At 56.4% G+C, this 25,523-nt stretch carries 24 protein-coding genes; 14 read left to right on the top strand and 10 right to left on the bottom strand.

Annotated elements, in window-relative coordinates:
* The first annotated feature begins 57 nt into the window (after positions 1-57).
* The gene (locus tag ABF979_RS07180) at positions 58-984 is read left to right on the top strand and encodes a lysophospholipid acyltransferase family protein (RefSeq protein WP_415558783.1); all 927 of its coding nucleotides are present in this window, start codon (positions 58-60) and stop codon (positions 982-984) included.
* A gap of 40 nt (positions 985-1,024) precedes the next feature.
* Here the strand turns inward: ABF979_RS07180 and ABF979_RS07185 are convergent, their stop codons facing one another.
* Positions 1,025-2,203, bottom strand: a complete 1,179-nt coding sequence (locus ABF979_RS07185; RefSeq protein WP_211499857.1) for a nucleoside hydrolase — start codon at positions 2,201-2,203, stop codon at positions 1,025-1,027.
* 99 nt (positions 2,204-2,302) lie between these two features.
* A complete protein-coding gene (locus ABF979_RS07190; RefSeq protein WP_415558784.1) occupies positions 2,303-2,779 on the bottom strand; it encodes an Lrp/AsnC family transcriptional regulator in 477 nt (158 codons plus the stop codon).
* 141 nt (positions 2,780-2,920) lie between these two features.
* Here ABF979_RS07190 and ABF979_RS07195 point away from each other — a divergent pair, with 141 nt between their 5' ends.
* Positions 2,921-3,937: a 1-aminocyclopropane-1-carboxylate deaminase gene (locus ABF979_RS07195; RefSeq protein WP_415558786.1), complete on the top strand. Its 1,017-nt coding sequence runs from the start codon at positions 2,921-2,923 to the stop codon at positions 3,935-3,937.
* Positions 3,938-4,008: 71 nt separating this feature from the next.
* On the opposite strand, the gene ABF979_RS07200 is transcribed toward ABF979_RS07195, so the two are convergent.
* The 3 genes from ABF979_RS07200 to ABF979_RS07210 are packed head-to-tail and all read right to left on the bottom strand — an operon-like array spanning position 4,009 to position 8,151.
* On the bottom strand, positions 4,009-6,321 hold the full coding sequence (locus tag ABF979_RS07200) for a molybdopterin cofactor-binding domain-containing protein (protein ID WP_415558787.1): 2,313 nt from the start codon (positions 6,319-6,321) through the stop codon (positions 4,009-4,011).
* The gene (locus ABF979_RS07205) at positions 6,314-6,790 is read right to left on the bottom strand and encodes a (2Fe-2S)-binding protein (protein ID WP_046900117.1); all 477 of its coding nucleotides are present in this window, start codon (positions 6,788-6,790) and stop codon (positions 6,314-6,316) included. Before ABF979_RS07205 ends, ABF979_RS07200 begins: the two co-directional genes overlap by 8 nt.
* A 26-nt stretch (positions 6,791-6,816) precedes the next feature.
* Entirely contained in the window at positions 6,817-8,151 is a 1,335-nt protein-coding gene (locus ABF979_RS07210; RefSeq protein ID WP_415558789.1) for a c-type cytochrome, read from the bottom strand.
* Positions 8,152-8,582: 431 nt separating this feature from the next.
* Between ABF979_RS07210 and ABF979_RS07215 the strand changes: the two genes are divergently transcribed.
* From ABF979_RS07215 to ABF979_RS07245, 7 genes are all read left to right on the top strand, one after another.
* The gene (locus ABF979_RS07215; RefSeq protein WP_415558832.1) at positions 8,583-9,605 is read left to right on the top strand and encodes a FecCD family ABC transporter permease; all 1,023 of its coding nucleotides are present in this window, start codon (positions 8,583-8,585) and stop codon (positions 9,603-9,605) included.
* Positions 9,602-10,384, top strand: coding sequence for an ABC transporter ATP-binding protein (locus tag ABF979_RS07220; RefSeq protein WP_415558791.1), 783 nt, complete (start codon positions 9,602-9,604; stop codon positions 10,382-10,384). The genes ABF979_RS07215 and ABF979_RS07220 overlap by 4 nt, the downstream gene beginning before the upstream one ends.
* Positions 10,381-11,337, top strand: coding sequence for an ABC transporter substrate-binding protein (locus ABF979_RS07225; RefSeq protein ID WP_099210903.1), 957 nt, complete (start codon positions 10,381-10,383; stop codon positions 11,335-11,337). Before ABF979_RS07220 ends, ABF979_RS07225 begins: the two co-directional genes overlap by 4 nt.
* Positions 11,338-11,406: 69 nt before the next feature.
* Positions 11,407-13,557: a beta-N-acetylhexosaminidase gene (locus tag ABF979_RS07230; RefSeq protein WP_415558792.1), complete on the top strand. Its 2,151-nt coding sequence runs from the start codon at positions 11,407-11,409 to the stop codon at positions 13,555-13,557.
* Positions 13,558-14,032: 475 nt separating this feature from the next.
* Positions 14,033-14,959: an ArsR/SmtB family transcription factor gene (locus ABF979_RS07235; RefSeq protein WP_415558794.1), complete on the top strand. Its 927-nt coding sequence runs from the start codon at positions 14,033-14,035 to the stop codon at positions 14,957-14,959.
* A gap of 29 nt (positions 14,960-14,988) precedes the next feature.
* Positions 14,989-15,855, top strand: coding sequence for a methylenetetrahydrofolate reductase [NAD(P)H] (gene metF / locus ABF979_RS07240; protein ID WP_415558795.1), 867 nt, complete (start codon positions 14,989-14,991; stop codon positions 15,853-15,855).
* 46 nt (positions 15,856-15,901) lie between these two features.
* The gene (locus ABF979_RS07245; RefSeq protein ID WP_415558797.1) at positions 15,902-16,564 is read left to right on the top strand and encodes an HAD family hydrolase; all 663 of its coding nucleotides are present in this window, start codon (positions 15,902-15,904) and stop codon (positions 16,562-16,564) included.
* An 11-nt stretch (positions 16,565-16,575) separates the two neighbouring features.
* Here ABF979_RS07245 and ABF979_RS07250 read toward each other — a convergent pair whose 3' ends face one another.
* The 4 genes from ABF979_RS07250 to ABF979_RS07265 form a co-directional block, all read right to left on the bottom strand.
* Positions 16,576-17,664, bottom strand: a complete 1,089-nt coding sequence (locus ABF979_RS07250; protein WP_415558799.1) for a LacI family DNA-binding transcriptional regulator — start codon at positions 17,662-17,664, stop codon at positions 16,576-16,578.
* A 141-nt stretch (positions 17,665-17,805) separates the two neighbouring features.
* Positions 17,806-18,063 carry a hypothetical protein gene (locus tag ABF979_RS07255; protein ID WP_415558801.1) on the bottom strand — a complete coding sequence of 86 codons (258 nt, stop codon included), beginning with the start codon at positions 18,061-18,063 and terminating at the stop codon, positions 17,806-17,808.
* 97 nt (positions 18,064-18,160) lie between these two features.
* Positions 18,161-18,562 (bottom strand): ArsR/SmtB family transcription factor, encoded by a 402-nt coding sequence (locus tag ABF979_RS07260; protein ID WP_202206288.1) that lies wholly within the window; start codon positions 18,560-18,562, stop codon positions 18,161-18,163.
* Complete coding sequence (locus ABF979_RS07265; protein WP_202206289.1) at positions 18,559-19,203, bottom strand: peroxiredoxin; 645 nt, start codon at positions 19,201-19,203, stop codon at positions 18,559-18,561. Before ABF979_RS07265 ends, ABF979_RS07260 begins: the two co-directional genes overlap by 4 nt.
* 104 nt (positions 19,204-19,307) lie before the next feature.
* Between ABF979_RS07265 and ABF979_RS07270 the strand changes: the two genes are divergently transcribed.
* The 4 genes from ABF979_RS07270 to ABF979_RS07285 all read left to right on the top strand — a co-directional run bounded on the left by ABF979_RS07270 (position 19,308) and on the right by ABF979_RS07285 (position 23,597).
* Positions 19,308-20,234, top strand: a complete 927-nt coding sequence (locus ABF979_RS07270; RefSeq protein WP_415558803.1) for an MBL fold metallo-hydrolase — start codon at positions 19,308-19,310, stop codon at positions 20,232-20,234.
* A 41-nt stretch (positions 20,235-20,275) separates the two neighbouring features.
* On the top strand, positions 20,276-21,961 hold the full coding sequence (locus ABF979_RS07275; protein WP_415558805.1) for a TIGR01244 family sulfur transferase: 1,686 nt from the start codon (positions 20,276-20,278) through the stop codon (positions 21,959-21,961).
* A 15-nt stretch (positions 21,962-21,976) separates the two neighbouring features.
* A complete protein-coding gene (locus ABF979_RS07280) occupies positions 21,977-22,744 on the top strand; it encodes a sulfite exporter TauE/SafE family protein (RefSeq protein WP_202206292.1) in 768 nt (255 codons plus the stop codon).
* Between the two features lie 307 nt (positions 22,745-23,051).
* Positions 23,052-23,597 carry a cupin domain-containing protein gene (locus ABF979_RS07285; protein ID WP_202206293.1) on the top strand — a complete coding sequence of 182 codons (546 nt, stop codon included), beginning with the start codon at positions 23,052-23,054 and terminating at the stop codon, positions 23,595-23,597.
* 33 nt (positions 23,598-23,630) lie between these two features.
* On the opposite strand, the gene ABF979_RS07290 is transcribed toward ABF979_RS07285, so the two are convergent.
* The gene (locus tag ABF979_RS07290) at positions 23,631-24,569 is read right to left on the bottom strand and encodes a glycosyltransferase family 2 protein (RefSeq protein WP_415558807.1); all 939 of its coding nucleotides are present in this window, start codon (positions 24,567-24,569) and stop codon (positions 23,631-23,633) included.
* 282 nt (positions 24,570-24,851) lie between these two features.
* On the opposite strand from ABF979_RS07290, the gene ABF979_RS07295 reads away from it, so the two are divergent.
* Positions 24,852-25,505 (top strand): TetR/AcrR family transcriptional regulator, encoded by a 654-nt coding sequence (locus ABF979_RS07295; RefSeq protein ID WP_415558809.1) that lies wholly within the window; start codon positions 24,852-24,854, stop codon positions 25,503-25,505.
* Positions 25,506-25,523: the final 18 nt, after the last annotated feature.

Below are 25,523 nucleotides of genomic sequence, written 5' to 3' on the forward strand. Positions count from 1 at the left end.
ATTAATTGGATACAACACAAGAATTGATTATCTTGTTTTTAACGCGACTATCGTCGCATGGCTCCAATCGCTCCTGTTCTGTCCCGTCTATCTCATCATGTGCAATCAGCCGCGCTCGGGAGTGTTATTAACCTCCTGCGCAGTGTCGGTCCGCAATATGCCTCGACAGCTGGCGGCTGGCTAATGCGCAATGTGGGGATGAAGCTTCGTGCAACCCGCATTGCGGACCAGAATCTCCAGCTGGCTTTCCCTGACCTGTCGGCGACGGAACGGCAGCAGATTATTCGGGATGTGTGGACCAATCTGGGACGGAACGTGACAGAGTTGCCCCACCTTGCATCGTTTACCCGCACGGATAGCGGGCCGGGCTGGGAGGTTGAGGGCGAAGAGCATATCGATGCCCTGAAAGCGAACGGATCACAGGCTCTGTTCTTCTCAGGGCATCTGGGGAACTGGGAGCTCATTCTGCCCATCGCGACCAAGCTGGGTATGCCTGTTGCGGGCTTTTATCGCGCATCGTCCAATCCGGTCATTGATCTCCTGACGCAGAGAATGCGGCAGAAAGCTCTTGGTCCGACAGGAACCATGTTTCCCAAAGGCCCCAAGGGTGCCCGACAGGCCTTAACGCATCTGCAGAGCGGTGGCTCACTGGGTTTTCTGGTGGATCAGAAAATGAATGACGGGTTGGCCATTCCGTTTCTGGGACGGGATGCCATGACGGCGCCAGCGGTGGCGCAATTGGCCTTGCGCTTTAATTTGCCCATCATACCCGTCCATATCGTGCGACTGGGGAACGGGCGGTTCCGCATGGTGTGTGAAGCCCCGCTTCAGGCTGAACGAACGGGCGATCGTCATGCAGATATCCGGTCAATCTGCGTCGCCATGAACGAGACGCTGGAACGGTGGATCCGCGAAAGGCCAGGAGCATGGCTTTGGCTTCATCGCCGCTGGCCCAAAGAGCAGGTCGCTCTTCCCGCCGTCTGAAAAAAGCCCCGCGGCCGGATGGCAACGGGGCTTTTGTGTTTCAGGGGAGAGGATGTCCGCTGACAGGAGCCTGTGGGCTGCCAATCAGATCAAGGATCTGCTTTTCAAGTTTCGGAACATTGATGCGCAGGACAACTTCGTTCTTGCGTTCGCCCAGACCTGGCTCATAGCCCGGCGTCCAGGACACAACGTCACCATAGCCGGGGCCGAACTGGCTGTTCACATCTACGAACAGATCCTGCTTTTCCGTGATAATGCTCGGGTCCAGCCAGACGGATGCTGCAATTTCATCCCAGAGCGGGAAGCCGCTCAGATGCCACTTCATGACATGCCCGACCGGCGTGCCAGTCGCTTCCAGTTTCTTCAGGAATTCCGGCGTGAGCTCGGTATCCGTTGATGGATCGGCCGGGACCATCACGATGTGCTTCCATGGCGCGCGAAGGGCCGCACTTGCGCTTTCCGGGTCCAGACGGAAGTTGAATTCACGACGGGGACTGTTCAGGAATTCCCGCGCGAACTGGTGTGCCACAACGCCGGGCCGTGTCTGGCGCGGGTTGAGGCCACCGCCCATGTAAACGAGTTCTTTTGCGAGGCCCGCAAATTCAGGATCCAGCGTCTGGGCCAGTGCAATGTTGGTCATCGGACCCGTTGCAATGATGCTGACTTGTCCTGGATATTGGTGAACCATCCGAATGAGGAAGTCAGCCGCGCGCTCGGTTTCCGGCTTCTTGACCGGGTTGCCATATGGCAGATCCGGAACAACATCCGGGCCATGATAGTAGGGAAGTGGCTGCTCGGTCTTTTCGACCCATTTTTTCATCCACACCCCTTTCCAGATCAGCTTTCCGTAAAGGGCTTCCCAGCGGTCCGTCAGCTTTTCCGAGTTCAGGAACGGGTAGGTTGCGCCTGGAACAACGGGAATGTCTGCCCGGCCGGCCACTTCCACGCCACGTAGCGCGTCATTCGTCGCTTCTTTCTGCCAAACGTCACCCGTGACAGTCGTGATGCCAAGCACGCGGACATTGGGGGCCTTGATGATCATCCACTGGGCGATGCTGAAGCCGTCATCGTCGAAAATGACAAGGCGGGGGTCAGCTTTCGCCTGCGCAGAGGCTGCCAGCAGGCCACCAGCGACCAGTCCAAGCGCCAGCGTGCGGCGCAGGGCCTTTCGCGTTTTGCTAAAACGTTCCGGCTTCGGGACGGTGGGGTGAAGGGGCATGGGCAGAGGGTTCCATAGCTGGTGGCAGGCAAGGAAGTGACAATACCGCAAAGGAAATCATTGCACAGAGGCAACAGGACGTTCCATGCGAACGCAATTCTAGAACGCGAGTGGCCCGTTGTCCTTGACTTCCTTGATGACAAAAAACGTCCGTGCCTGTCGCACCCCCGGAAAGGCAATGAGCTTTTCTGCGTGAAGCCGATTGAAATCCGCCATGTCTTCCACGCGGATCTTCAGCAGATAATCGAAATCGCCCGCGACCAGATGACAATCCAGCACCATGGGCATGGTTTTCACAGCATCTTCCAGTTCTGCGAAGCTCTCGGGAGTGGACCGGTCCAGCACGACGCCGACCAGCGCGATCGTTCCCAGCCCGACTTTGACGGGATCAATCTCGGCGCGAACGCCACGGATATAACCGTCCTGAAACAGTCTCTGGGTGCGCCGATGACATGTCGCGGCGCTCACGTTCACACGCTCGGCCAGTTCGGCATTGGACATGCGCCCGTTACCTTGCAGAAGGCAAAGAATGTTCCGGTCGATCGCATCCAGATCTGGTGTGATGGAATCTTTCATTATTTCCTCAAATGATAAGAGAAACATCCATTAAAATTCTATTTTAAGACTAAAATATAGAAATTATTGCCTGAATTAGAAAGCACCTTCGAAGAATATTTCACTACTGCTTTCGGGTGTGAACACCTTGGGAGGCTGTCTGTGAACCTTGAGAAATTTGAGCGCTATCCGCTGACTTTTGGAAAAACGGCTATTGAGCATCTTCCACGTCTGAGCGAAGCCCTGGGTGGCAAAGTGCAGATCTATGCCAAGCGTGAAGATTGCAATTCGGGCATGGCGATGGGGGGCAACAAGCTCCGTAAGCTGGAATATATTGTTCCGGATATTTTGGCCTCTGGCGCAGATACGCTGGTCTCTATCGGCGGTGTGCAGTCCAATCATACCCGCATGGTCGCAGCGACTGCTGCCAAGCTGGGCATGAAATGCGTCGTCGTGCAGGAGAAGTGGGTGCCACATTACGACGCTGTTTATGACCGTGTCGGCAATATCCTCATGACGCGTCTTATGGGTGCTGAGTCCCGCATTGTGGAAGACGGCTTTGACATCGGTATCCGCCAGAGCTGGGAGGACGCCATCCAGTCCGTGAAAGATGTTGGCGGAAAGCCCTATGCCATTCCGGCTGGTGCATCCGTTCATCAATATGGCGGTGTCGGTTACGCTGCGTTTGCGGAAGAAGTCGCGGAGCAGGAAAAGGAACTCGGCTTCACGTTCGATTACATCATCGTCTGTGTCGTGACGGGCTCGACGCAGGCGGGAATGATCGTCGGATTTGCGGCGCAGGATCGTGCAGATCAGGTCATCGGTATTGATGCTTCCGGAACGCCCGAACAGACGCGCGAGCAGGTGCGGGAGATCGTGGACCGTACAGCCGAGCTAGTAGAGCTTGGTCGGACAGTGCGGGACGATGAGATCGTGATTCTTGAGGAGTACGCCTATCCCGCTTACGGGGTCCCATCCGAAGAAACGAACGAAGCCATTCGGCTGGCTGCGCGAACGGAAGCCATGATGACGGACCCTGTCTATGAAGGGAAATCCATGCAGGGCCTGATTGACCTGACCAAGAAGGGATATTTCCCGGATGGATCAAAGGTTCTGTACGTTCATCTGGGCGGCGCACCGGCCCTGAACGGCTACAGCTATTATTACCGCAACGGCTGATGCACCCGTAAAAAACGCCGCGTCCCAGTCCGGGGCGCGGCGTTTCGGGTTTTCGACGATAAAGCCGGATTTTAGCTGTTGTGACCGTTCAGTTCACGTAGCACATCTGCCGGACGCATTGGCAGATGGCGCAGACGCACACCAATGGCGTTGAACACAGCATTGCCGATAGCAGGCGCCACAACCGTCACACCCGGTTCACCAAGGCCCGTAGGCTTTTCGGTGTTCTGGACGAACTCGATGTCCATGTCCGGTACATCCGGAAGACGGACTGGCGTGTAAGTGTTGAGGTTGCTGTCCTTGATCGTACCGTTGACGATCTCGGTGCCTTCAAACAGCGCCATGCTCAGACCCCACAGAGCTGCACCCTCGGTCTGTGCCAGTGCGCCACCCGGATCAACGATCGTGCCAGCATCCAGAACCAGCCAGAGTTTCTGACAGGTGATGACGCCGGTCTTGCGATCAACGTGGACCTGTGCCGCTCCGGCCGTCCAGGTCGGCATACCGCGTTCCTGTCCGAAGCTTGTGGCGATGCCAATGCCGGTATCCGCCGGAAGCTGCGTCTTGCCGTAGTTGATCTTGTCGGCAAGGCGCTGAAGGGCAGCAGCCTGACGCTTTGCACCGCCGACAGCATTGGGGGCGGAGCCTTCGTTCCGTCCTGTTGCTGTGAACATGGACAGGCGAAATGCCAGCGGGTCCTGCTTCGTCTGGTGAGCCAGTTCGTCGAGGAAGGATTCAAGCGCCCAAGGCGTCCAGCCTGCGGACACGGACCGCAGCCAGCCCGGACGGAAAGTCTTGTTGGCCAGATCGTTCGTGATGGCACGGACGCGGGTTGGCCCGGTTTCATACCAGTGATCAGCGCCCGCAATCGCAAACGGATCGTAGGACTTGCCGTCTTCGCCCTTGGCCAGAAAGGCCGGTGCCATAACGAGTGTGGGCCAGCCTGCTGTTGCAGCGTAATCCATCGCCACAATCTTCTTCTGGTCTGCATCAAGGGCGACGCGAACCGTCTGAAGAGAGGGGGAACGAATGGAGTCAAACGCCATATCGTCCGAACGTGTCAGGATCAGCTTGACCGGTGCGCCACCAATGGCCTTGGACGCCAGAGCTGCCGGGATGGAATAGTCACCGTTCAGGCGGCGGCCAAACCCGCCGCCCAGCAGGTAAGTGCGCATGACAACCTGCTCTTCAGGCACCTGAAGCGCCTTGGAGAGCTGCGGCAGAACGAGGGACTGCCACTGGTTGCCGGTATGGATTTCCCACATGCCATCAATATGACGGGCCACCGCATTGACCGGCTCAAGCTGGTAATGCGCGACGGAGGCACAGGTGTAGCTGCGTTCGAAGGAGTGTGCCGGATGGGCAAATGCCTCGTCCACACCCTTATCGTTGAAGACGCGAGCGCCAGTGCTCTGATCTGCAATCAGCTTGCGGCCATGCTCGATGATGTCTGCTTCCGAGACATTGATCGTCGGACCGGGATTCCACTGAACCTTCAGGAGGTCCGCAGCCTTGATGGCGGCTGGATAGGTCTTGGCCAGAGCCACGACCCAGCCCGGAACGATGCCGGAAGGGTCATCCAGAATAACGTAGCGGAGGTAGCCCGGGATCTTTTTGGCTTCGCTGTCATCAACAGACTGAACCTTCGCAGCATAACGTGTCGGCGGCATTTTCGGGCGGCCATAGACCATCCCTTCGAGCTTCACGTCGATGCCGTAGATGGCCTTGCCAGTCGTTTTGTCCGGAATATCCAGAGCAGGAACCGGCTTGCTGATCAGGCGGCGCTCACTGGCGGGCTTGAGCGGCAGCTTGGCCATTTCGTCAGCCGTGAAGCTGCGCGTCGGCTTGGCCTTCGAGACGATCTCACCATAGGAGACGCTCTTGCTGCCAGCCGTGACCGTGCTGTTGCGGGCAACGCACTTGTCCGGCGTTGTACCGAGCAGCTTTGCGCCTTCTTCCAGCATGATCGTGCGGGCCGCGGCACCAGCCTGACGGAACGTGTCCCACGTATCCCAGACAGACCATGAGCCGCCGGTCACGAACTTGCCCGCCCATTTCGGAGCGGTGTCCACTTCCGTGATCTTGATGTGATCCCAGTCAGCTTCCATTTCGTCCGCAATAATGCGGGCGAGGGCGGTGCCGACGTGCTGACCCATCTCGGCACGGACAACGTTCACGTTGATGGAGCCGTCCGGCGCGATGGCGCACCACATGTTCGGCTCGAACGCGGCTTCCGGCGGCATGGCGGACGGGTATGTCTGCGCAGCTTCGGCCTTGCGGGCGAAACCGAACATCAGACCTGCGCCTGCTGCCGTCATCAGAAAACTGCGGCGAGACAGGCGTCCTGCGTCGGATCTCTTGGCGATCTGTTCGATCTTAGCCATTGGTGGCGCCTCCCTGCTGCGCGGCAGCTGCTTCCTTGATGGCCTTGCGGATGCGGACATACGTCATGCAACGGCAGAGACTGCCGCCCATGACGCCGTCAATCTCTTCATCCGTTGGCTTCGGATAATCTTTCAGAAGGCTTGCGGCCTGCATGATCTGGCCGGACTGGCAGTAGCCGCACTGCGGCACCTGCTGGTCACGCCAGGCAACCTGCACGACGTGATTGCCTTCCGGGTCCAGCCCCTCAATCGTGGTGATCGAGGCGCCTTCGATGGAAGACAGCGGGGTGATGCAGGACCGTGTGGCGCGCCCACCGACATGAACGGTGCAGGCACCGCATTCGCCGATGCCGCAGCCGAACTTGGTTCCGGTCAGGTTCAGTTCATCCCGCAAGACCCACAGCAGAGGGGTATCATCCGGTGCATCGACCGAAACGGGCTGTCCGTTGAGTTCAAATTTCGTGGTCATATTTCGTTTTCCCTGTCCTGCCCGGATCAGTGCGAGGCGTTAACGGGCGGTGCGGACAGCGTGGCGCGGGCAGCCGCGGCCTTCTTTTCCAGATCCGTCCAGGGGGGCAGAGTGGTGCGGGTGCGGCGGAGATACGCGGCGATGCGGGCCATGTCATGGTCCGAAAGGGCCGTGTAGAAGCTTGGCATGGCGATATTGTCCTGACCTTCGGCAGCGCCGATGCCATGCAGCATGACCTGGAACAGATTGTTCGGCTCATCCAGCCAAAGCGCGTTGTTCAGAGCCAGTTCCGGGCGGCCAGAGACCGGCATCGGGCCGGAATTGTAATGGCAGGCGCCACAGGCCCCCTGATACAGGCGAGCATCCGCATCCAGTGTCTGCGGGCCAGTCAGATCCTTGCCGGACATCTGCATGGCGCGAGCAATGGCAGCCTGATCGCCCTGAGAACGCTGGGCAGCCTTCGCGACGTCTGCATAATAATGAGCAATGGCATGCACATCGTCTTCCGGAATCTTGGACAGGAAGCGATGCGGCACTGGAGACATCGGGCCAGCAGCGGAGCCATGCAGCGGAGCGACGCCGAAGCGCAGGTACTGGAAGAACTCGTCTTCCGTCCAGACAACCGGCGTTGGGTTGTGTTCGTTCAGCGGTGGAGCAATCCAGCCATCAATGATGGCACCGTCATAAGCATGGCTTAGCTTCTCGGCACCCAGAAGGTTACGTGGCGTGTGACAGGCACCGCAATGGGCGTTGCCTTCGGCCAGATAGGCCCCACGGTTCCATTGTGCGTCGTGCTTCGGGTCGTTCTGGTAGCGGCCCGGTGTGAAGAACAGGAGCTTCCAGAAACCCTGACCGATCAGACGGATGTTGATCGGGAAGGGGACCGTGTTGTCACGCGGCTTCAGGTGTACGGCCGGACGCGTCATCAAATACGCATACAGGTCCGAGACGTCCTGATCGTTGACCTTTGTGAAATGGTCGAACGGGAACGCCGGGTAAAGCTGTGAGCCATCACGGGCAATGCCCTTGTTCATGGCACGCTTGAAGGCTTCCAACGACCAGTTGCCGAGACCCCATTCCGGGTCAGGCGTGATGTTGGATGAGAAGATGTCACCGAATGGGGTGGCCATCTTGAAGTCACCGGCCAATTCGGGGCCGGGGGTGCCATCCACGCGGGTGTGACATTCGGCACAGTATCCACCGGCGGCAACGATTTCGCCACGCTTGATGGCGTCTGCGGAAAAAGAGGCCGCAGCGGGAGGGGAGATGGGGGCGATTGCGGGGTACCACGCATAGGCGAGGAAACCGAGGCCGCCCACTGCACCGAGGCCCACAATACTGGCGGCTATCCGTTTGAGCATTCTTGTACTGTCCCGGCACTGTTTGAAAAACTGCCGTCCACAACGTGACGGATGATTGTTCCCCTCAATATGGCACGGGCGCCAGAAAGGGAAGATTGAGATAACTCAAAATTCGGCCTGCGCGTGGTCAAAGTGCAGTTTTCATCGGGGGTGGGTTTCAATGTCACACAAATGGGGAGGGTGTTCACTCAAATTTACGAGATGATGCGCCAATATTCATATTTCAAAATAGGGATTTTATTGGTCCTATATCGGTGTGTCATTGTCTGTTCACTCTTGAAAAAACGATTCGGCCTGATTGAATATTTTGTCACCCAGTGCCAAAATGAATGGGTTCTTCCAGGACTGTTCGCAATCCTGTCGCATGGAAAGAAAACGTGCCCTGTTTCCGAGGGCGTCTGTGCCGGAGTAGAGTAGGGCAGATCCTGTGTGTGAAAGGGCGGCTCATTTTCAATCGTCCGGCGTATGTCCGGAGCCTCGCGGGCGGGGCTCTTTTGCTGTCCATTGTGTTGGCCCTGTGCTGCGGCCGTTACCCGCTGTCTCCGCATCGTGTGGTGATGGTGCTTGGGCGGTTGCTTCACCTCTGGGGTGGGCATGATCCTGTTGCCGATGCTGTAGTTCAGCAGGTCCGGTTGCCGCGGGTTGTGGCCGGAATTCTGGTGGGAAGTGCGCTATCCTGCGGTGGTGCAACCTATCAGGCCGTCCTTCGAAATCCCCTTGTTTCGCCTGACCTTCTGGGTGTTTTAAGTGGCTCCGCGTTTGGAGCAGCACTCATGATTGTTTGGGGTGCGTCCCCTGCATGGATTCAGATCGGTGCGTTTGCTGGTGGTGTCGTGGCCGTGGGGTCTGGAATTTCCATTTCCCGTCTGTTGCCACAGGGCGGCCTCCTGACATTGCTGATGGGTGGCCTTGTGGCCAATGCCGTTTTCACAGCGCTCCTGTCTCTTGTGAAATACACTGCCGATCCGATGGATCAGTTGCCTGCTGTTGTGAACTGGCTACTGGGGACACTGTCCCAGACGGGATGGAAAGAGCTTTCCTGGCTGACTGTTCCAGTGCTTGTTCTGGTTTCCGTATTGGTTTTACTTGCCCCGTTACTGGATGTTCTTTCTCTTGGGGACGATGAAGCGCGGAGCTTGGGTGTTCCTGTTCAGATTATGCGGCCTTTCGTCATTCTCCTTGCGACATTGGCCTGTGCCATGACGATTTCCATGGCTGGCATTATTGGCTGGGTCGGGCTGTTGGTGCCTCACATTTCCAGAATGCTGGCGGGCGCAGAGCATCGGCGGATGATGCCGGTCTGTGCCTTGCTGGGAGCCGCCGGCGTTCTGCTGGCGGATACCGTGTCGCGCAGCCTGACCTCCGGAGAAGTGCCACTCGGGATCATGACGGAGCTTTTCGGTGCCCTTGCCTTCATTCTCGTGCTCCGTCGTCTCCGCGGGGACGCGACATGAGTGGGGATTTTCTGTCCTGCCAAGGTATTACGCTGAAACGATCGTCTCGATCGGTGGTGCTGAATGATGTCAGCTTGACGTTCCGGCGTGGTGAACTGATTGGACTTCTTGGCCTTAATGGTGCGGGCAAAAGCACCCTTTTGCGCATTCTAATGGGGTTGCTCAAACCGACGTCCGGTGAGGTGTATCTTGAAGGTACGCTGTTATCGTCTCTGCGGCCTTTAGACGTGGCGCGGCGTCTGGCGTATGTGCCTCAGGCACACGCGATGACGTTTCCTTATACGGTCCGGCGGATGGTTGAGCTGGGGCGTATTCCCCATCATGGCGTGGCAGGGCGCCTCGGAGCGGAAGACCGGCTCCGCGTTGATCAGGCCATGGGTCGTCTGGGCCTTTTGGCCTTGGCAGAGCGTCCGGTGACGGAGCTGTCTGGCGGCGAAAAGCAGCGTGTCGTGCTGGCGCGGGCCCTTGCGCAGGAAGCGGTCGGGCTTCTTCTTGATGAGCCAATGAGCGGGCTGGACTATGGTCATCAGCTTCGTTTGATGAGTCTGTTGGCAGAACTGGCCGCTGAAGGACATCTCATTCTCCTGGCGTCCCACCGACCGGAAGAATTCTTTTCTGCCGGTCATCGCGCTCTTATTTTAGAAGAAGCGCAAATTGTGGCGGACGGCCCACCCGAGCTTATTGTGACGGCTGAACGGATGTCCCGTCTTTATGGTGTTCCTCTGGCGCAGATTGATCATGCCGGAAAACGTTTTTTCCATCGTGAGGAGAGTGAATGATGAGACTGTCTCGACTGGCTGGAGGGCTCCTGGGTCTTTCGCTCATGGCCACCACAGCATTCGCTGCTCCTCCCACACGTCTGGTGGAGGGATGGTATGCCCATAACGCGACGCTCATTATGCTTGGCGCGCAGGACAAGATCATCGCGACGGTCGCCAAGCCATCAATCATGCCGTGGATGTTCCGTCTGGTGCCGTCTCTGTCCAAAGCTCAGCCTCTGGACCCGGGAAACCTGAACGGAGAAGAGCTTTTACGTCTCGCGCCGGATCTGGTGTTTGTCACGGCGTCGAGCCATTCCGTCGCGGCGCTCTCCAAGGTTGGTCTGCATGTTGTCCCTGAGGGCTTTGATCGTTTTATAGGGCTGCTAGAATGTGTGGATAGCACGGCCACCCTTCTTCAGACGCCCCTGGCGACGCAGCGTGCGCAGGCTTATCGTGTGGCTTTCCTCAAGGAAATTTCGCAGGCGGCAACTAACCCGCAAGGGCCCAAAGTCCTTCACGTTGAATCTCTGAAGCCTCTGCGCGTGGATGGAGATCAGAGTATTATCGATCAGTGGATCCGTTCTGCTGGTGGACGCAATGCGGCTGTGGGCGTGCATGGGAACAAACAGCCTGTCTCTGTCGAGCAGGTGCTCTCCTGGAACCCGGACATTATTATTGTGGGCGCCAATGCAGGGGATCCTGCCCAGCTTGCCAGCGATGGCGTCTGGTCTCAGCTCGCCGCTGTCAAAGCTGGCCGTGTTTACCGCAATCCGGCGGGAATTTTCCCGTGGGATCGGTACAGCCCTGAATTGCTCTTGCAGGTCGACTGGGCCCGTCAGATTGTTCAGACGGGTCATGTGGATGAAGCCGGAATGATTGCGAAGATGCAGCAGTTCTATCGTCAGTTTTACGGCATTACGCTCCGGACTGAGGATGCGCGTCGCATGCTTGCAGCTCTGCCGCCGGAGTGACACGATAAGGCAGAGTGATACGGTGAAAATCGTTTCAGATACTGATCCGTAACTGCAAGGAAGCCTTGAATGACCCGGACCACGCCTTTCCCTTATGGTTCTTTCTGGAAGAAAGTGTGTCTGGGGAGTGCTTTGCTGGCTGGCACGGTTTTCGGAGGCCTAGCACAGGCAGCACCTGCTCTGATGCCTGTGCCGCAATCCGTCTCGGCGTCCAATGGTGTGGCATCTCTTGCGGGAGGTGTCCGGATTGTCTGGGCCACCCCGCCGTCCCCCCTTTTGCAAAGAGCTGCAGCCCGTTTTGCTCAACGGCTTGGTGCTCTGACAGGCGCATCTTCTGCGCATGGTGGCCCATACGTTCTGCATATCAGTGCATCTTATGATCCGGCCTATCTCACGGTTAGGGCCAAAGAGCATTATGCTCTCACGACATCAGCGGATGGCGCCCATCTGGAAGCTGACGGACCGGCAGGCGTTGTGCATGGGCTGGCTACATTCCTGCAGCTTGTTCAGAAAACATCAGATGGAGTTGTGGTAGAACGGCTGCATATTGATGATGCTCCACGCTTTGCATGGCGTGGCCTTCTGTTGGATGTGTCCCGGCATTTCGCTTCTGTAGAGACCGTCAAACGTCAGCTTGATGCCATGGAGCTTATGAAGCTTAACGTGCTGCACTGGCATTTGAATGACGGGACCGGCTTCCGTGTGGAGAGCCGTGTTTTCCCGAAGCTGACGAGCGTTGGATCGCACGGGCAGTATTATACGCAGGCTGAGGTTCGAGACATTGTGGCGTATGCTGCGGATCGCGGTATCCGCGTTGTGCCTGAATTTGACGTGCCGGGTCATGCGCTTGCGGTGTTGCAGGCCTATCCGGAACTGGCGGCCCAGCCACTGCCGCAGGTCAACGCCATTGGTGAAAACCTGAACAACCCGGCGATGGACCCGACCAATCCCAAGACGCTGACATTCATTCGTGCGCTATATGCGGAAATGGAAACACTCTTTCCGGATCATTATTTCCATTCGGGTGGTGACGAGGTTCTGGGCACTCAGTGGACCAGTAATCCAAAAATTGCAGCCTATATGAAGGTGCACGGATACAAGGATGCACCAGCCCTTCAGGCAGCCTTCACGGCGCAGGTAGAAAAAATCCTGTCCAGCCAGGGCCGCGTCATGATGGGGTGGGACGAAGTCAGCGAAGCACCAATTCCCAAAAACGTTGTTGTGGAAGGGTGGCGCGGCTCAAAATGGACGGGTTCTGCCACACTGGCCGGGCATCCGGTTGTCGTGTCTTCGGGCTACTATCTGGATATGTTGACTCCGTCCCGGACGCATTACGCTATTGATCCGTATGACACCAAGGCCAATGGCATTACACCAGAAGAACTGGCGGAGACACACCCGAAGATCACCCCGCTGCTTCAGGCTTTCATTCAGGACCCGAATGCAGCGCCTTTGACCGATGGCCAGAAGAACATGGTTCTGGGTGCAGAAGGTGCACTCTGGACGGAAGTTGTCTCCGAAAACATGTTGGATGCCCGTTTGTGGCCTCGTACTGCAGCTCTGGCCGAGCGGTTCTGGTCTTCTGAAAACGTGCGGGATGTGGATGATCTGGAGCGCCGTCTGCCTGTGGTCATGGCAGAACTTCAATCAACAGGGTTGCAAGTCGCGCAGCATGAAAATGCGTTGAAGGAGGCTTTGGCACCTGCGCATACCGGTCCTCTTTCCACGCTTCTGAGCGTTACGGTTCCGGTGCGCAATTACGCCTTGAATCGTCTGGCGTCCAAAAGTGGCGATGCCATGTTGTCGGCTCCGGTCGCGATTGCCGATCCGGATGCTTTTGAGGCTATCCGCTTCAATGACATGGCGAGACGGTATGTCGCGGGTGAAAAGAGCCTGAAGAGTCCTTTGAAGGCCATGCTGGCAAGCTGGGCTGCCAATGATGAAGCTTTCGTCACGATTGCCGCAGATGTGCCTGCTCTGGAGGAGGTTACACCCGTATCTCATACGGTTGCAGCCCTCTCCAATGCGGGATTGAATGTTCTGAATGGAGCCTCAGGAACAGCCTGGCGTCTGGATGCGCAGCACCTGATCGCTGCACAGGAAGAACTGTTCCACAATTCATCCAATCATCTGTTGTCCCTGAGGCGCGAGCAGCCTCCCGGGGGGCTTCTGATCGCCATTCTTCCAGGGATCAAAGCGCTGGTTGCAAGCCAGAACTAATGTCCCATGGCGTGCCTTGCCTTCCTGTTTTGAGGGTGGGTCTGGCATAGAATATGCGTTTGAGGTGCAAGCGGTATCTGGCCTCAGATCAGTGTGTGTGTGTGATGGGGTGGATGAAACCCCATCTGTTGGCTCTTTTGTGGGCGCGTGGAAGTAGGCTGTGGCAGCCCATGCTGTCCTGCGTTCCTGAAAGCCGCAGCAGCATTTTCTGGCAGATCCAGAACAGACATGGTTGGTCAGTCTGGGCCTTTTTGTCTCAGACCCTTCCGAATCTGCTCGTAAATGGAAAGAAGAGCCGGTCCAGGGGATCAAATGCAGTCGCGGCGCATCTCAATACCAACTGCCTTGGCTTCCGTCTTGGTCATGTCACGTGTGGGACTAACCATAAAACCTATGACAAGCCTCATGAATGGTGGGTTTTCAGAAAGGGCTTAATGATCTTGCTCATATAAAGAACTCCTTATATGTAATCCCCATGGAGCAAGCGCTTACCATCTTTCAGGCCCTCGCAGAGAAGACCCGTCTGCGAATTCTGGCTCTTCTGCATGAAATGGAACTGTCCATCGGTGAGGTGGCGCAGGTTCTGGGGCAAAGCCAGCCTCGCGTCTCACGGCACGTAAAAATTCTTGCCGATGCTACTCTGATTGAACGTCGCAAGGAAGGAAGCTGGGTTTTTCTGACGTTGGGTGCCACGGACGTTCTGGAGCCTGTCTTCATGGCGCTTGATCGGTGGACAGTGCGTGAGCCTGCGGAAATCCACGCAGATCGTATTCGTTTACAGGCGATCCGAAACGTTCGTGCTACTGCTGCAGAAGACTGGTTTGAGACCCATGCGGCGGAGTGGGATGCACTGCGCTCGTTGCATGTTTCTGAACGGGAAGTCGAAGCGGCCATCGTGAAGAGGCTGTCCGTGTCTCCGGTTGGCAGGCTTGTGGATATCGGCACCGGAACCGGGCGCATGATGGAGTTGCTTGGAGCCGGAGCAAGCACAGTCATCGGGTTTGATCGCAGCCCGGCCATGCTGCGTCTTGCCCGCACGAAACTTGCGGCAGCGGGGCTGGAGCAGGCTGATCTGCGACAGGCAGATTTTCAGGTTCTACCTTTACCGGATCGCTCGGCCGATGTTGCGGTCATGCATCAGGTTCTGCACTACGCGCAGCATCCTGCGGCTGTGATTGCAGAAGCTGCACGCATTCTGGACGCCAAAGGTCGGTTGTTGGTTGTCGATTTTGCCTCCCATAACCGGGAGGAGCTTCGCACGCGGGACGCGCATGTCCGGCTTGGATTCACAGATGCGCAGATTGCCGCGTGGTTTCAGGCTGCCGGCTTAATCTTCGCAGAACCTGTCGCTCTTGCAGGCGAACTGACCGTCAAGCTCTGGCTTGGCCAACGCCCCGACTGATTTGAATTATTGAACAAGGAGCTGGCGTGATGCCTGCACAGACAGGGCCTCTGCCCGCAATTTCGTTCGAGTTTTTTCCAGCCAAGACAGAGAAATCTGCTGCCACTCTGCTTGACAATGCAAAGACACTCGCAGGATTCGGGCCGCAGTTTATGTCCGTCACGTATGGGGCAGGCGGTTCAACACGAGACCGCACCTTGGCCACCCTGAAGGAGATGGTTCGGGAAACCGGCGTGCCCATGGCAGGGCATCTGACCTGTGTAGGTGCATCCAAAGAAGACGTAAACGCAGTGGCGCATGCATATTGGGATGCGGGCGTGAAGCATATTGTAGCTCTGCGCGGCGATCCGCCACCCTCAGCGGGTGGGGTATATGAGCCTCACCCGGAGGGATATGCGGGTGCCGTGGATCTGGTTCGCGGGCTCAAGGATATTGCGCCTTTTGAAATCTCCGTTGCAGCCTATCCGGAGACGCATCCGGCAGCTCTGAGTCCTCAGGCAGACTTGGAGCATCTGCGTGCAAAGATTGACGCCGGTGCAGATCGGGCACTGACGCAGTTCTTCTTTGACGCGGAAACGTTTCTCAGGTTCCGGGACCGCGCTGCTGCAATTGGAATAGACCGGCCGGTCGTTCCTGGTATTCTGCCAGTGGGAAGTGCTGCGCAGGCTTGGAAATTTGCAGAGATGTGCGGCGCGAATGTTCCGCAGTGGATGCGCGATCTGTTCGATGGTCTGGATGAGACGCCGCAGACGCGTGCTCTTGTGGCAGCCACTGTTGCTGACCGCCTCTGCCAGACTCTCAAGGCTGAAGGGGTGGAGCAGTTCCATTTCTATACGTTGAATCATGCGGATACAGCGTCAGCCCTTTGCCGCCTTCTCGGGCGCCGTCCCGAGTAAGGAGGGGAGGGCTGGATTTCCTTTGCGAACAGGGTGACAAAAGGGGATGACAAGATTCCCGATCGTTCTTCTCGACTACGATGGTACGCTGGCGGAAACGCAGCCGGCCATTCTTCGCAGCCTGAAGGAAGCCTTCGAAGCCAGTGGCTACGAAGGTCCTTCATCAGACGTTCTGAAGCATCAGCTTTCAAAGGGTGGGACGCTTCAAACGCTGTTTCAGGCGATCGTTCCTGACAGTGACGCAGATGATGCACAGGCTTTTGTCCGTCATTATCGGACATATTATCCCAAGGCTGATCAGGAAGAGACCGTTCTGTTTGATGGGGTCAAGTCAGTACTTGATGACCTGAAGGCTGCAGGGGCGACGCTTGTCATTCTGAGCAACAAGCATGCTCCCACTGTCCATGCCAGCATTGAGCGCTTTGGTCTGGGTGGCTGGATCAGCAATGTGATGGGTTCCGAACCAGACTATCCTCATAAGCCAGATCCCCGCGTCATGACGGACCGTGTGCGCCCGTTATTCCCCGAAGTCCCCGCATCAGATTTCCTGATGGTCGGCGATACGGCTGCCGATCTCGGGTTTGCCCGCAATAGTGGGATTGCGTCCTGTTGGGCAAGTTACGGGCACGGGTCTGCCACCCAGTGCATCGACCTCAAACCGGATTTCCGGATCGACAGTATTGCCGAGTTGCTGAACGTCGCTCGCTGATGCGGTGTGGTTCAGTCCTTCCGGGCTGGACCAATACTGCCGCGGGTGACGAGTTCTGTTTCCAGAATGACGTTCTTGTTCTGCCCGCCGTCCTGCTGGGTCAGGAGCCGTACAGCTTCCATGCCTTTGCGTTCATGAGGCTGGCGAATTGTGCTGAGGTCCGCCAGGGCCGCGGCGGGAATGTCATCAAATCCAAAAATCGAAACGTCTTCAGGAATGCTGAGACCTGCGGCACGGATCGTCTGCATGGCGCCAATCGCGACGCGGTCACTCATCGCCAGAATGGCGGTTGGTGCATTCTGGCGATTCAGCAGGAAGCGCGCACCTTCCGCGCCGGACTCCTCAGAGTTGATCGGAATTTCCCAGGCCGGCACGTTTTCGGGGGCAATGCCGGCTTCCTGAAGAGCTGTTAGGTACCCCTCAAGACGCATGGCAATCGTGCTGTGGGCAATATTGGCACGACGCTTGGCCGTTAGGATACCAAAATAGTCGTCATGGGCTGTTTTGAGGGACAGGATACCGAAGCGACGGTGTCCTAGCTCAAGCAGGGTCTTTGCAGCGTTGTAGGCTGCCCCCCGGTCATCAATGCCAACATATGGCACGTTGTCCAGACGAGGCTGATCCACCACAACGAGCGGAACGTTTCGCTGTTGCGCCATCAGAACGCATCGACTGTCGGGGGCCACGGAATAGAGGATGTATCCGTCGACCGCAGCATTGCCGAGCGAAACAGGTGTATTCATGTTGCGAAGGCTGCTGCCTGCTGAAATCAGGGCGAGATCGGTTTCCATCTCGTCACAGCTTTTCGCGACGCCATTCAGAACTGCCAGAACAGCCGGATCAGAAAACGCGTATGGAAGATCTTCACTGAAAAGGAAGCCCAGAGCACCGGAATGCCCGGTTGCAAGCTGCTTCGCTGCTGGATCAGGGCCTGTATATCCCAGCTCCTGCGCAGCCGCGAAGATCTTTTCCCTCAGCGCAGCCGAGAGTTGACCCGGCCGGATATAAGCGTTCGAGACTGTCGTATGAGACACCCCGACCTGTGCCGCTACATCCTTGAGCGTAACCTTGCGACGACCGTACTGACGGGTTGTTTTCATATGTTATCCAATAATGAAAACGCTGCCTTCGTGCAATCCTGACTGAAGAACGCGAAGGCTCCTTTGTGCAGGTGCTTTAGGCAAATACTGGTCCGCCCACTCTCCGCCTATCTTCACAATTACGACAAGAGGGTAAGCGTCTCAGTTTTTGGGTTTTGTCGTAGCGGTATTTTTCTGGGGAGCAGGTTCAAACATCGCCCGGCATTTCGGGCTGAGCTGATCCATCTTCTTCCTCATGCAGGCCGTAATTTTGGCTTCGTTGGGGATGGCAAAAGTGCACAGACGGATGGCATCGCCTTGGCACGCCTGTTTCTGCTCATCGCGTGTCGCGGCTGACGCAGTGCCAGACAGGGTGGCAAAACCGGTGAGGCAGGCCAGAAGCATCAGGTAACGGGTCATGAACCTTCTCCTTATTCCGTATAAAAGCGTCTGATAAGCGGGACAGTTTCCGGCTGTTTTTATGTTGAAAAAGAGCCCAATGCGGTCCGCATTCTGATCACCGGGGGAGTGGGCGGACGATGCGGGCAAATCTTGCTCCTTCAAGCGAAGAGCGCTGCGTATTGGATTTTCGTAGTGGAGTGGTTGCAGTTGGTGAGACTGCCAGTCCGTCAGGACGAAGCGTCATGATGAGCATTCTGGCGCGCGCAGCATCTGGCGTATCCGCCATGCAATAGCTGATGGCGCGGGACTCTCGCTGGGACTCAATCAGTCCACTGCGGCGGAGTGTGCCAAGATGTTGGCTCAGGGTCGGTTGGCCTATGCCCGTCATGGTCTCGATCTCACTGACAGCATGGGAGCCATCCAGCAGGGCGGACAGAATCATGAGGCGTTGTGGCTGGGCGAGCAGGCGCAGCCATTCAGCGAGGTTTCGGCTTTCTTCAAGGGCAAGAAGAGTCATGGGCGCGGCTTTTTCGGCTGAAGGAACCAGTTCGGACCTGCTTTCTGAACTGCTTCCTGGGTCTGGAGAGGAGGCGCTATGGCAGCCTGGCCTGGCTGCCAGCCTTCAGGTGTCAGGACGTTGGAGCGATCAACTTCCTGCAGGGCAGAAAGCATACGCTGCAATTCTGCCACTGACCGGCCAACGCTGGCCGGATAACTCAGAATGGCGCGAATGATGCCCGTTGGATCGATGAAGAAGACGGAACGCACCGTGGCGCTGTCCTGTGCTTCCAGATCCATCATGCCATAAGCGCGGGCGACTTCCATGGATGGGTCTTCCACAATCGGAAAGGGAATGCGGACATTGAAACGATCTTCAATGGCCGTAATCCACGCCAGATGAGCGGGAAGGCTGTCTGCGGATAGCCCGAGGAGAACGCAGTTTCGCTCTCGGAAAAAGGTTTCTACCTTAGCAAAAGCAATAAACTCACTGGTGCATACGGGGGTAAAATCCGCTGGGTGTGCAAACAGCATGACCCACCGGCCTCTGAGTGAACTGAGAACGAATTCACCGTGGGTCGTGCGGGCCGTAAAGTCTGGGGCTTCGTCGCCAATGCGAAGGGGAAAAAAGGCGGAGTCTTCAGTGAGGGGGCCTGTCATGATGCTGTATCCAGCCTGTCCGGGTCTTGACTGTTGATAGTTTATGACTTTATTAAACACATAATTGTTTTCTTGGAAACTGTAACTCCAAAGGTGAAAACGTCATGCCTGATGCTGCCATTGAAGCTGCAACTGCCCAGATCGGACGTGTGCAGAGTGGTGAGGTTCCATCTCCTGTAGTTTGCACGTTCTTCGATGAAGCGACAAATACCGCCAGTCACGTTGTTCACTGCCCGGTCACCAGGCGTGCTGCGATCCTGGATAGTGTACTGGACTACGATGCCGCTGCGGGTCGGACGTCTAATGGCTCTGCACAGGCGATTGTGGATTATGTGCGTCGGGAAGGGCTATCTGTTGACTGGCAGCTGGAGACCCATGCGCACGCCGATCATCTGTCTGCAGCCCCGTGGTTACAGGAACAGCTGGGCGGCAAGTTGGGAATTGGCGCGAACATCGTGCGTGTCCAGAATGTGTTTGGAAAGATCTTCAACGCAGGCACCCGGTTTGCACGCGATGGATCTCAGTTTGACCACCTTTTCCATGATGGCGAGACCTTTTCCATTGGTGACCTGCCGGTCACGGTGTTGCACGTACCAGGCCATACACCTGCGGACATGGCGTTCGTAATTGGAAACTGTGCCTTCGTGGGCGACACGATTTTCATGCCGGATTTCGGGACAGCCCGCGCGGATTTCCCCGGTGGGGACGCGCGCCAGCTTTACCATTCCATTCGCCGTCTGCTGTCTCTTCCTCCGGAAACACGTCTGTTTCTGTGCCATGATTATAAGGCACCAGAGCGCGACGAGTACGCTTGGCTAACCACGGTGGCTCTGGAGCGTGAGCACAACATTCACGTTCATGATGGAGTGAGTGAGGAAGATTTCGTGGCGATGCGCACAACGCGGGACGCTACTCTTGCCATGCCGAAACTCCTGATGCCCTCAGTGCAGGTCAATATGCGCGGCGGTCACATGCCGGAGCCGGAAGCTGACGGCATCAGCTACATCAAGATACCCGTTAATCGCCTCTGAGCAGGTTGATCTACCAAGATATTTTTGTCGGAGAGCACGTCATGCCAACCACTTCTCTTACGGATCGCTACGCTGTTTCACCTCAGGTCACGCCGCAGGACGTTGCGGACCTCAAAGCGGAAGGATTTCGGAGCATTGTCTCGTTTCGCCCGGATGGTGAGGCGCCAGACCAGCCCGATGTCGCTGCTGTCGAGGCCGCAGCAAAGGCAGAAGGGTTGGCGTTTCTGGCCATTCCGGTGAAGGCCGGAACGGTGCCGAGTGATGCTCAGGTCTTGCAGGCTAGAGAAGCACTTGCGTCACTTCCCGCTCCAGTCGTTGGCTATTGTCGCTCGGGAACGCGCGCAGCACAGATCTGGGCGCTTGCGGAAGCTGGTACTCGTCCTGCTGCGGAGATTCTGGCGGAAGCCGCACGTGCCGGTATTGATCTGGGTGGACTGAAACCGCGTCTTGAGGCTGTGCCTGCTCCGACTATGGCTGCTCGTGAAGGCGCTCGGCATTTCCAGGTTCTGGTTATTGGTGGTGGTGCGGGCGGCCTTTCCGTTTCTGCCAGTCTGCTCAAACGGAACTCCACCCTCGCTCTTGGTATTGTCGAGCCTTCCGAAGAGCATTTTTATCAGCCGGGCTGGACGCTTGTAGGTGGCGGTGTTTTCAAGGCATCGCAGACACGTCGTCGGGAACAGGACCTGATTCCCAAAGGCGCCGTCTGGCTGAAAACGTCTGTTGAGCTTTTTCGACCCGAGGCGCGTGAGGTCGTGCTGAAGGACGGCACGGTTCTGTCCTATGATGCTCTGATTGTAGCGACAGGCATCTCCCTGAACTGGGATGCTATCCCTGGTCTCAGCGAAACGCTTGGCAAGAATGGAGTGACGTCCAACTATCGCTTTGATCTGGCACCTTACACGTGGCAGCTGGTTGAACAGCTCAAAAGCGGTAAGGCGATTTTCACGCAGCCGCCTATGCCGATCAAATGTGCAGGCGCTCCACAAAAGGCCATGTATCTGGCCAGTGACGCCTGGCGTCGTCGGGGGGTGTTGAAGAATATCTCCGTCGAATTCAATACGGCAACGCCGGGTCTGTTCGGGGTGAAAGAGTTTGTGTCGTCTTTGATGGATTATGTGCGGGATTACGGTATCGCACTTCATCTGGGTTCAAAGCTTGTTGAAGTGAATGGCCCTGCACGGACGGCTGTTTTTGAGCGGAAGACGGATGCTGGCGTGGAGCGCGTGGAGTGTATGTTTGACATGCTGCATGTCGTGCCGCCGCAGGTTTCTCCCAAGGTTGTGCGAGAGAGTGCCATTGCCGGGTCGGACGGTTTTGTTGAGGTGAATCCGGAAACGCTCCAGCATGTCCGGTATCCGCAGGTCTTTGCTCTTGGTGACGTGATTGGAGCATCCTGCGCCAAGACGGCGGCAGCTGTGCGTGTGCAGGCTCCCGTTGTTGCTACAAACGTTCTGGCATTCCTGCAGCGTAAGAACCCGGTGTCTGGATATGACGGATATGGTGCATGCCCATTGACCGTTGAGAACGGCAAGATTGTTCTTGCTGAGTTCGCCTATGGTGGGAAGTTGGCGCCGACGCTGCCGAAGTGGCTGCTCAATGGCCAGAAAGCGACCCGGCTGGCTTGGTGGCTTAAAAAATACATCATGCCGGCTCTTTACTGGAAAGGCATGCTCAAGGGGCATGAGCTCTTTGTGGCTCCGAAGGCTCTGAAGTCCGGCAAAAAGTAAGTATTGGCTGCTTTGATGCAAATCGCGCTTGAACTGTTCTGTGGCGTCATTATCGGCTTTACGCTGGGATTGATCGGCGGCGGTGGCTCTATTTTGGCTGTTCCGCTAATGGTCTATGTCGTGGGAGTGAAAAACCCCCACGTCGCGATCGGGACGAGTGCGATGGCAGTCGCCGTCAATGCGCTGGCAGGGCTTGTAAGCCATGCCCGGCAGAAAACCGTCAAGTGGCGCTGCGCAGCAGTTTTCGCGCCATTTGGTGTGGTGGGAGCCTTGGTTGGCGCCGCGCTGGGCAAGGCTGTTGACGGGCAAAAGCTGCTGCTTTGCTTTGCGGTGCTGATGATTGTCGTGGGTATTCTGATGCTGCGGGGACGGCGGAATCCGGGCATCGCTGGGGCAGCCTGTAACCGCGACAATATGCCCAAGGTCATGGCAAGCGGAACGGTAACGGGACTCCTGTCGGGCTTTTTTGGCATCGGCGGCGGGTTTCTCATTGTCCCCTCGCTGGTTGCCTGCACGAGAATGCCAATTTTGAATGCAATCGGAACATCGTTGGTTGCAGTGGCCGCTTTTGGGGCAAGTACTGCCCTGAGTTATATGTTGTCGGGGTATGTTGACTGGACGATGGGCGCGCTTTTCGTTCTGGGGGGTGTACTTGGTAGTACGCTTGGAACCTCTGCGGCCCGACGCCTGGCTGGAGCAGGGGGTGCGCTTACGACGTTTTTTGCTGGTGTGATCTTCGTAGTGGCCACGTATATGATCTGGCGAAGTCTTACCGCTCTTTGATCTATGAACCGGCTTGTTTCGTGAAACGTTTGTCTGCGAGACTTTCGAAAGAATTTCGCATCTAAATTCATTATAATTCCGTCTGCGGAAAATATTACATCCTGGGTAGGTAGACGGGGGCTGTTTGAAAAAGAACTCTCGCTCAACATGCATACTTCATTGTGTTGGCTCCGGAGGCATCAATGAAAAGGGGAGTGCTGAAAAAGCAGTTTGCCAACATCTCATTGGTGAAACAGTATTTTTCCGTGTTCCATTCCTAAATCGTTATGACATACTGAGATGGAATGTCAGGTGAGTGGGAGAATGAATGGTGACGGATGTTGGTCAGCGGTTGCGGCTTGTTCGTGTTGCAAAAAATCTTTCCCAGCGCGAATTGGCCAAGCGCACCGGTGTCACCAATTCCACAATTTCACTGATTGAGTCGGGGGACATGAACCCTTCGATCGGGACGCTGAAACGCGTTCTGGACGGCATTCCTGTCACACTCGGAGATTTCTTCAGCTTCGAGACGGAAGGGCAGGAAAAATACTTTTATTCCGCCGAAGACCTGACTGAGATCGGGCAGAGCGGCATCTCCCTGCGACAGGTTGGGGGAAACCTGTTTGGTCGCTCGCTTCAGGTCTTGCACGAGCGTTATGAGCCTGGGGCCGATACAGGTGTTGCCTATGCACACGACGGCGAGGAAGCTGGTGTTGTTATTCGTGGTCAGGTCGAGGTGACGGTAGAAAACCAGTCACATATTCTCGGTCCGGGAGACGCGTACTATTTTGATAGTCGCAAACCCCATCGCTTCCGCTGTATTAGCGAGGAAGCCTGTGAAGTGATCAGTTCGTGTACGCCGCCAACCTTCTAATTGATCGGCCCAGTCCGCTCAGCGTCGTGTGTGTCATGCTGTGAGAGGGCGTTTTTCCCTGAAGCCATCGCGAAGATAATGCTGGAGCGCGCCGATCGTATAGTGCTGCTTTACGTCGGGATGGGCTGCCAGATAAGCGTCGGTGTTCCACACCGTCGTCTTCACCTCTGGACCTTCAACAAAAGTAATCGGTGTTGAGCCAACGCCTACGAAGACACGCACGCTGTCATCATACAGATGCATATACTCTTCAGGCGTCACCAGAAGTGCCTCAACAGCATGAGCGCCTTCGGCGTGAGGTTGGGTCAGGTAGGCGCGTAGGGCAGCGTCATCATTCACATCGACAAGCCCGGAAACCTTGTTTTTCAGGCGTTCTCTCCAGTCGGTGTAGGGAAGATGATGGTTATGCAAATAGGTGAAGAGGGTGCTTTTGAACTCATCCCGAACCGCTGATCGTGGTTCATGTTGCCCATCATCACAGATGGAAATTGTCTTGGCCGCTACAAATCCCTTGTGAAAGTGCCTGATAGGAGCATACCAGCCGGGCCGGCCTGGGACATTGAAAAGGGATGTATCAATTCTGAGCGCGCAATCCGTACCCTTTAGCGCGTCAAAAGCTTCATGAATGGCAGTCTTGTCCAAAGAGAGGCCATCTTCGGTAAAGACAGCAAGCAGTTCATCGCAATCCACGGGCAAAGCGAAATCATAATTGTAAAGCCCGTCCCATCCCTGGATGATCCGGGTTAGATGGCCACCTTTCCGATGAAAATCATGAGGCTGGTTCAGATCCCGTCGGACTGTGACGCCTTGCTTTTCAACGGTGTCGAGAATGGAAAGTGTCTGCGGATCGACTGAGCCGTTATCAAGGATGGTGAGGTTTTCGAAACCAAAGAGCCATGCGTAATGCGTGATCCATCGCGCCAGGGCTGTACCTTCGTCCCGCTGCATCATCACAACCCGCACGATAGCCATGTTTCACTCTTCCCAATGTTTCCAGAATTGCAATGCAGACGGGTCGGGCGCCTGATCGCAAAGTCCGGCTCGCGTTGGCAGAAATCTATAAAGAGGTTGGACACACTTCGCTATACTGTCCCAACCAGACAGAAATGAGGTGGCCTTAACTTTCCCGGTCACTGCTCACAATTTCATGAGGGGTGTTTTTTAGGAGAAACGCACCAATCTTAAGGCTTGTGGAAAGCCTCTCGGTTTCGTTAAGGCTAGAGACAAGACCTTATTCAATCAGGGAGGCAGGGCATGTCCCAGTCATCATCTTTAGCGGTAAAGGAAGCTTTTCCGCCGCATCTGGCAGATATGAGGGTCAGTCGCTCACCGGGCAGGCCAATCAATCTTCTGCTGAAGGATACGATTCTTTCAGCGATTGCCGCGGTCCTGACAGAAGAAGGGTATCAGGGCCTCACGATCGGAAAAGTGGCCAAAGAGGCCGGTGTTTCTACTGCTACGGTCTATCGTCGCTGGCCTACCAAGCAGGCCATGTTCTTTGATGCCATTCGTCAATGGAGGTTCAGCCTCACGCCTGAAATCGATACAGGCAGTTTTCTGGGAGATGTTGATCAACTGATCGAAGCGCGTATCCGCTTTCTGGCAACGCCGCTGGGCCGGACATACGGTACGTTGCTGGGTGAAGCCGTGCATAATCCGGAGTTCGGGACTGTGCTACGCGAAGTCAGTATTGAGCCGGCCCGACAGCAAATGCATCGCTTTCTTGAGCGCGCAAAAAAGCGCGACGAAGAAGCTTTCTGTTATCCGGCGGATACGGTTCTGGATGTGATTCTCAGCACTATCCACTTTCGTGCCATGGATACGTTGTGGAGCCAGAGCATTGAAACCGAAGTCAATATCCGGGATCTCAAGGCTCTGGTCCGTTGCCTGATTGGAACGCGCCAATAGGCGGGTTCCAAGCGGAGC

Source organism: Gluconobacter sp., from assembly GCF_047723935.1.
Taxonomy (GTDB): domain Bacteria; phylum Pseudomonadota; class Alphaproteobacteria; order Acetobacterales; family Acetobacteraceae; genus Gluconobacter.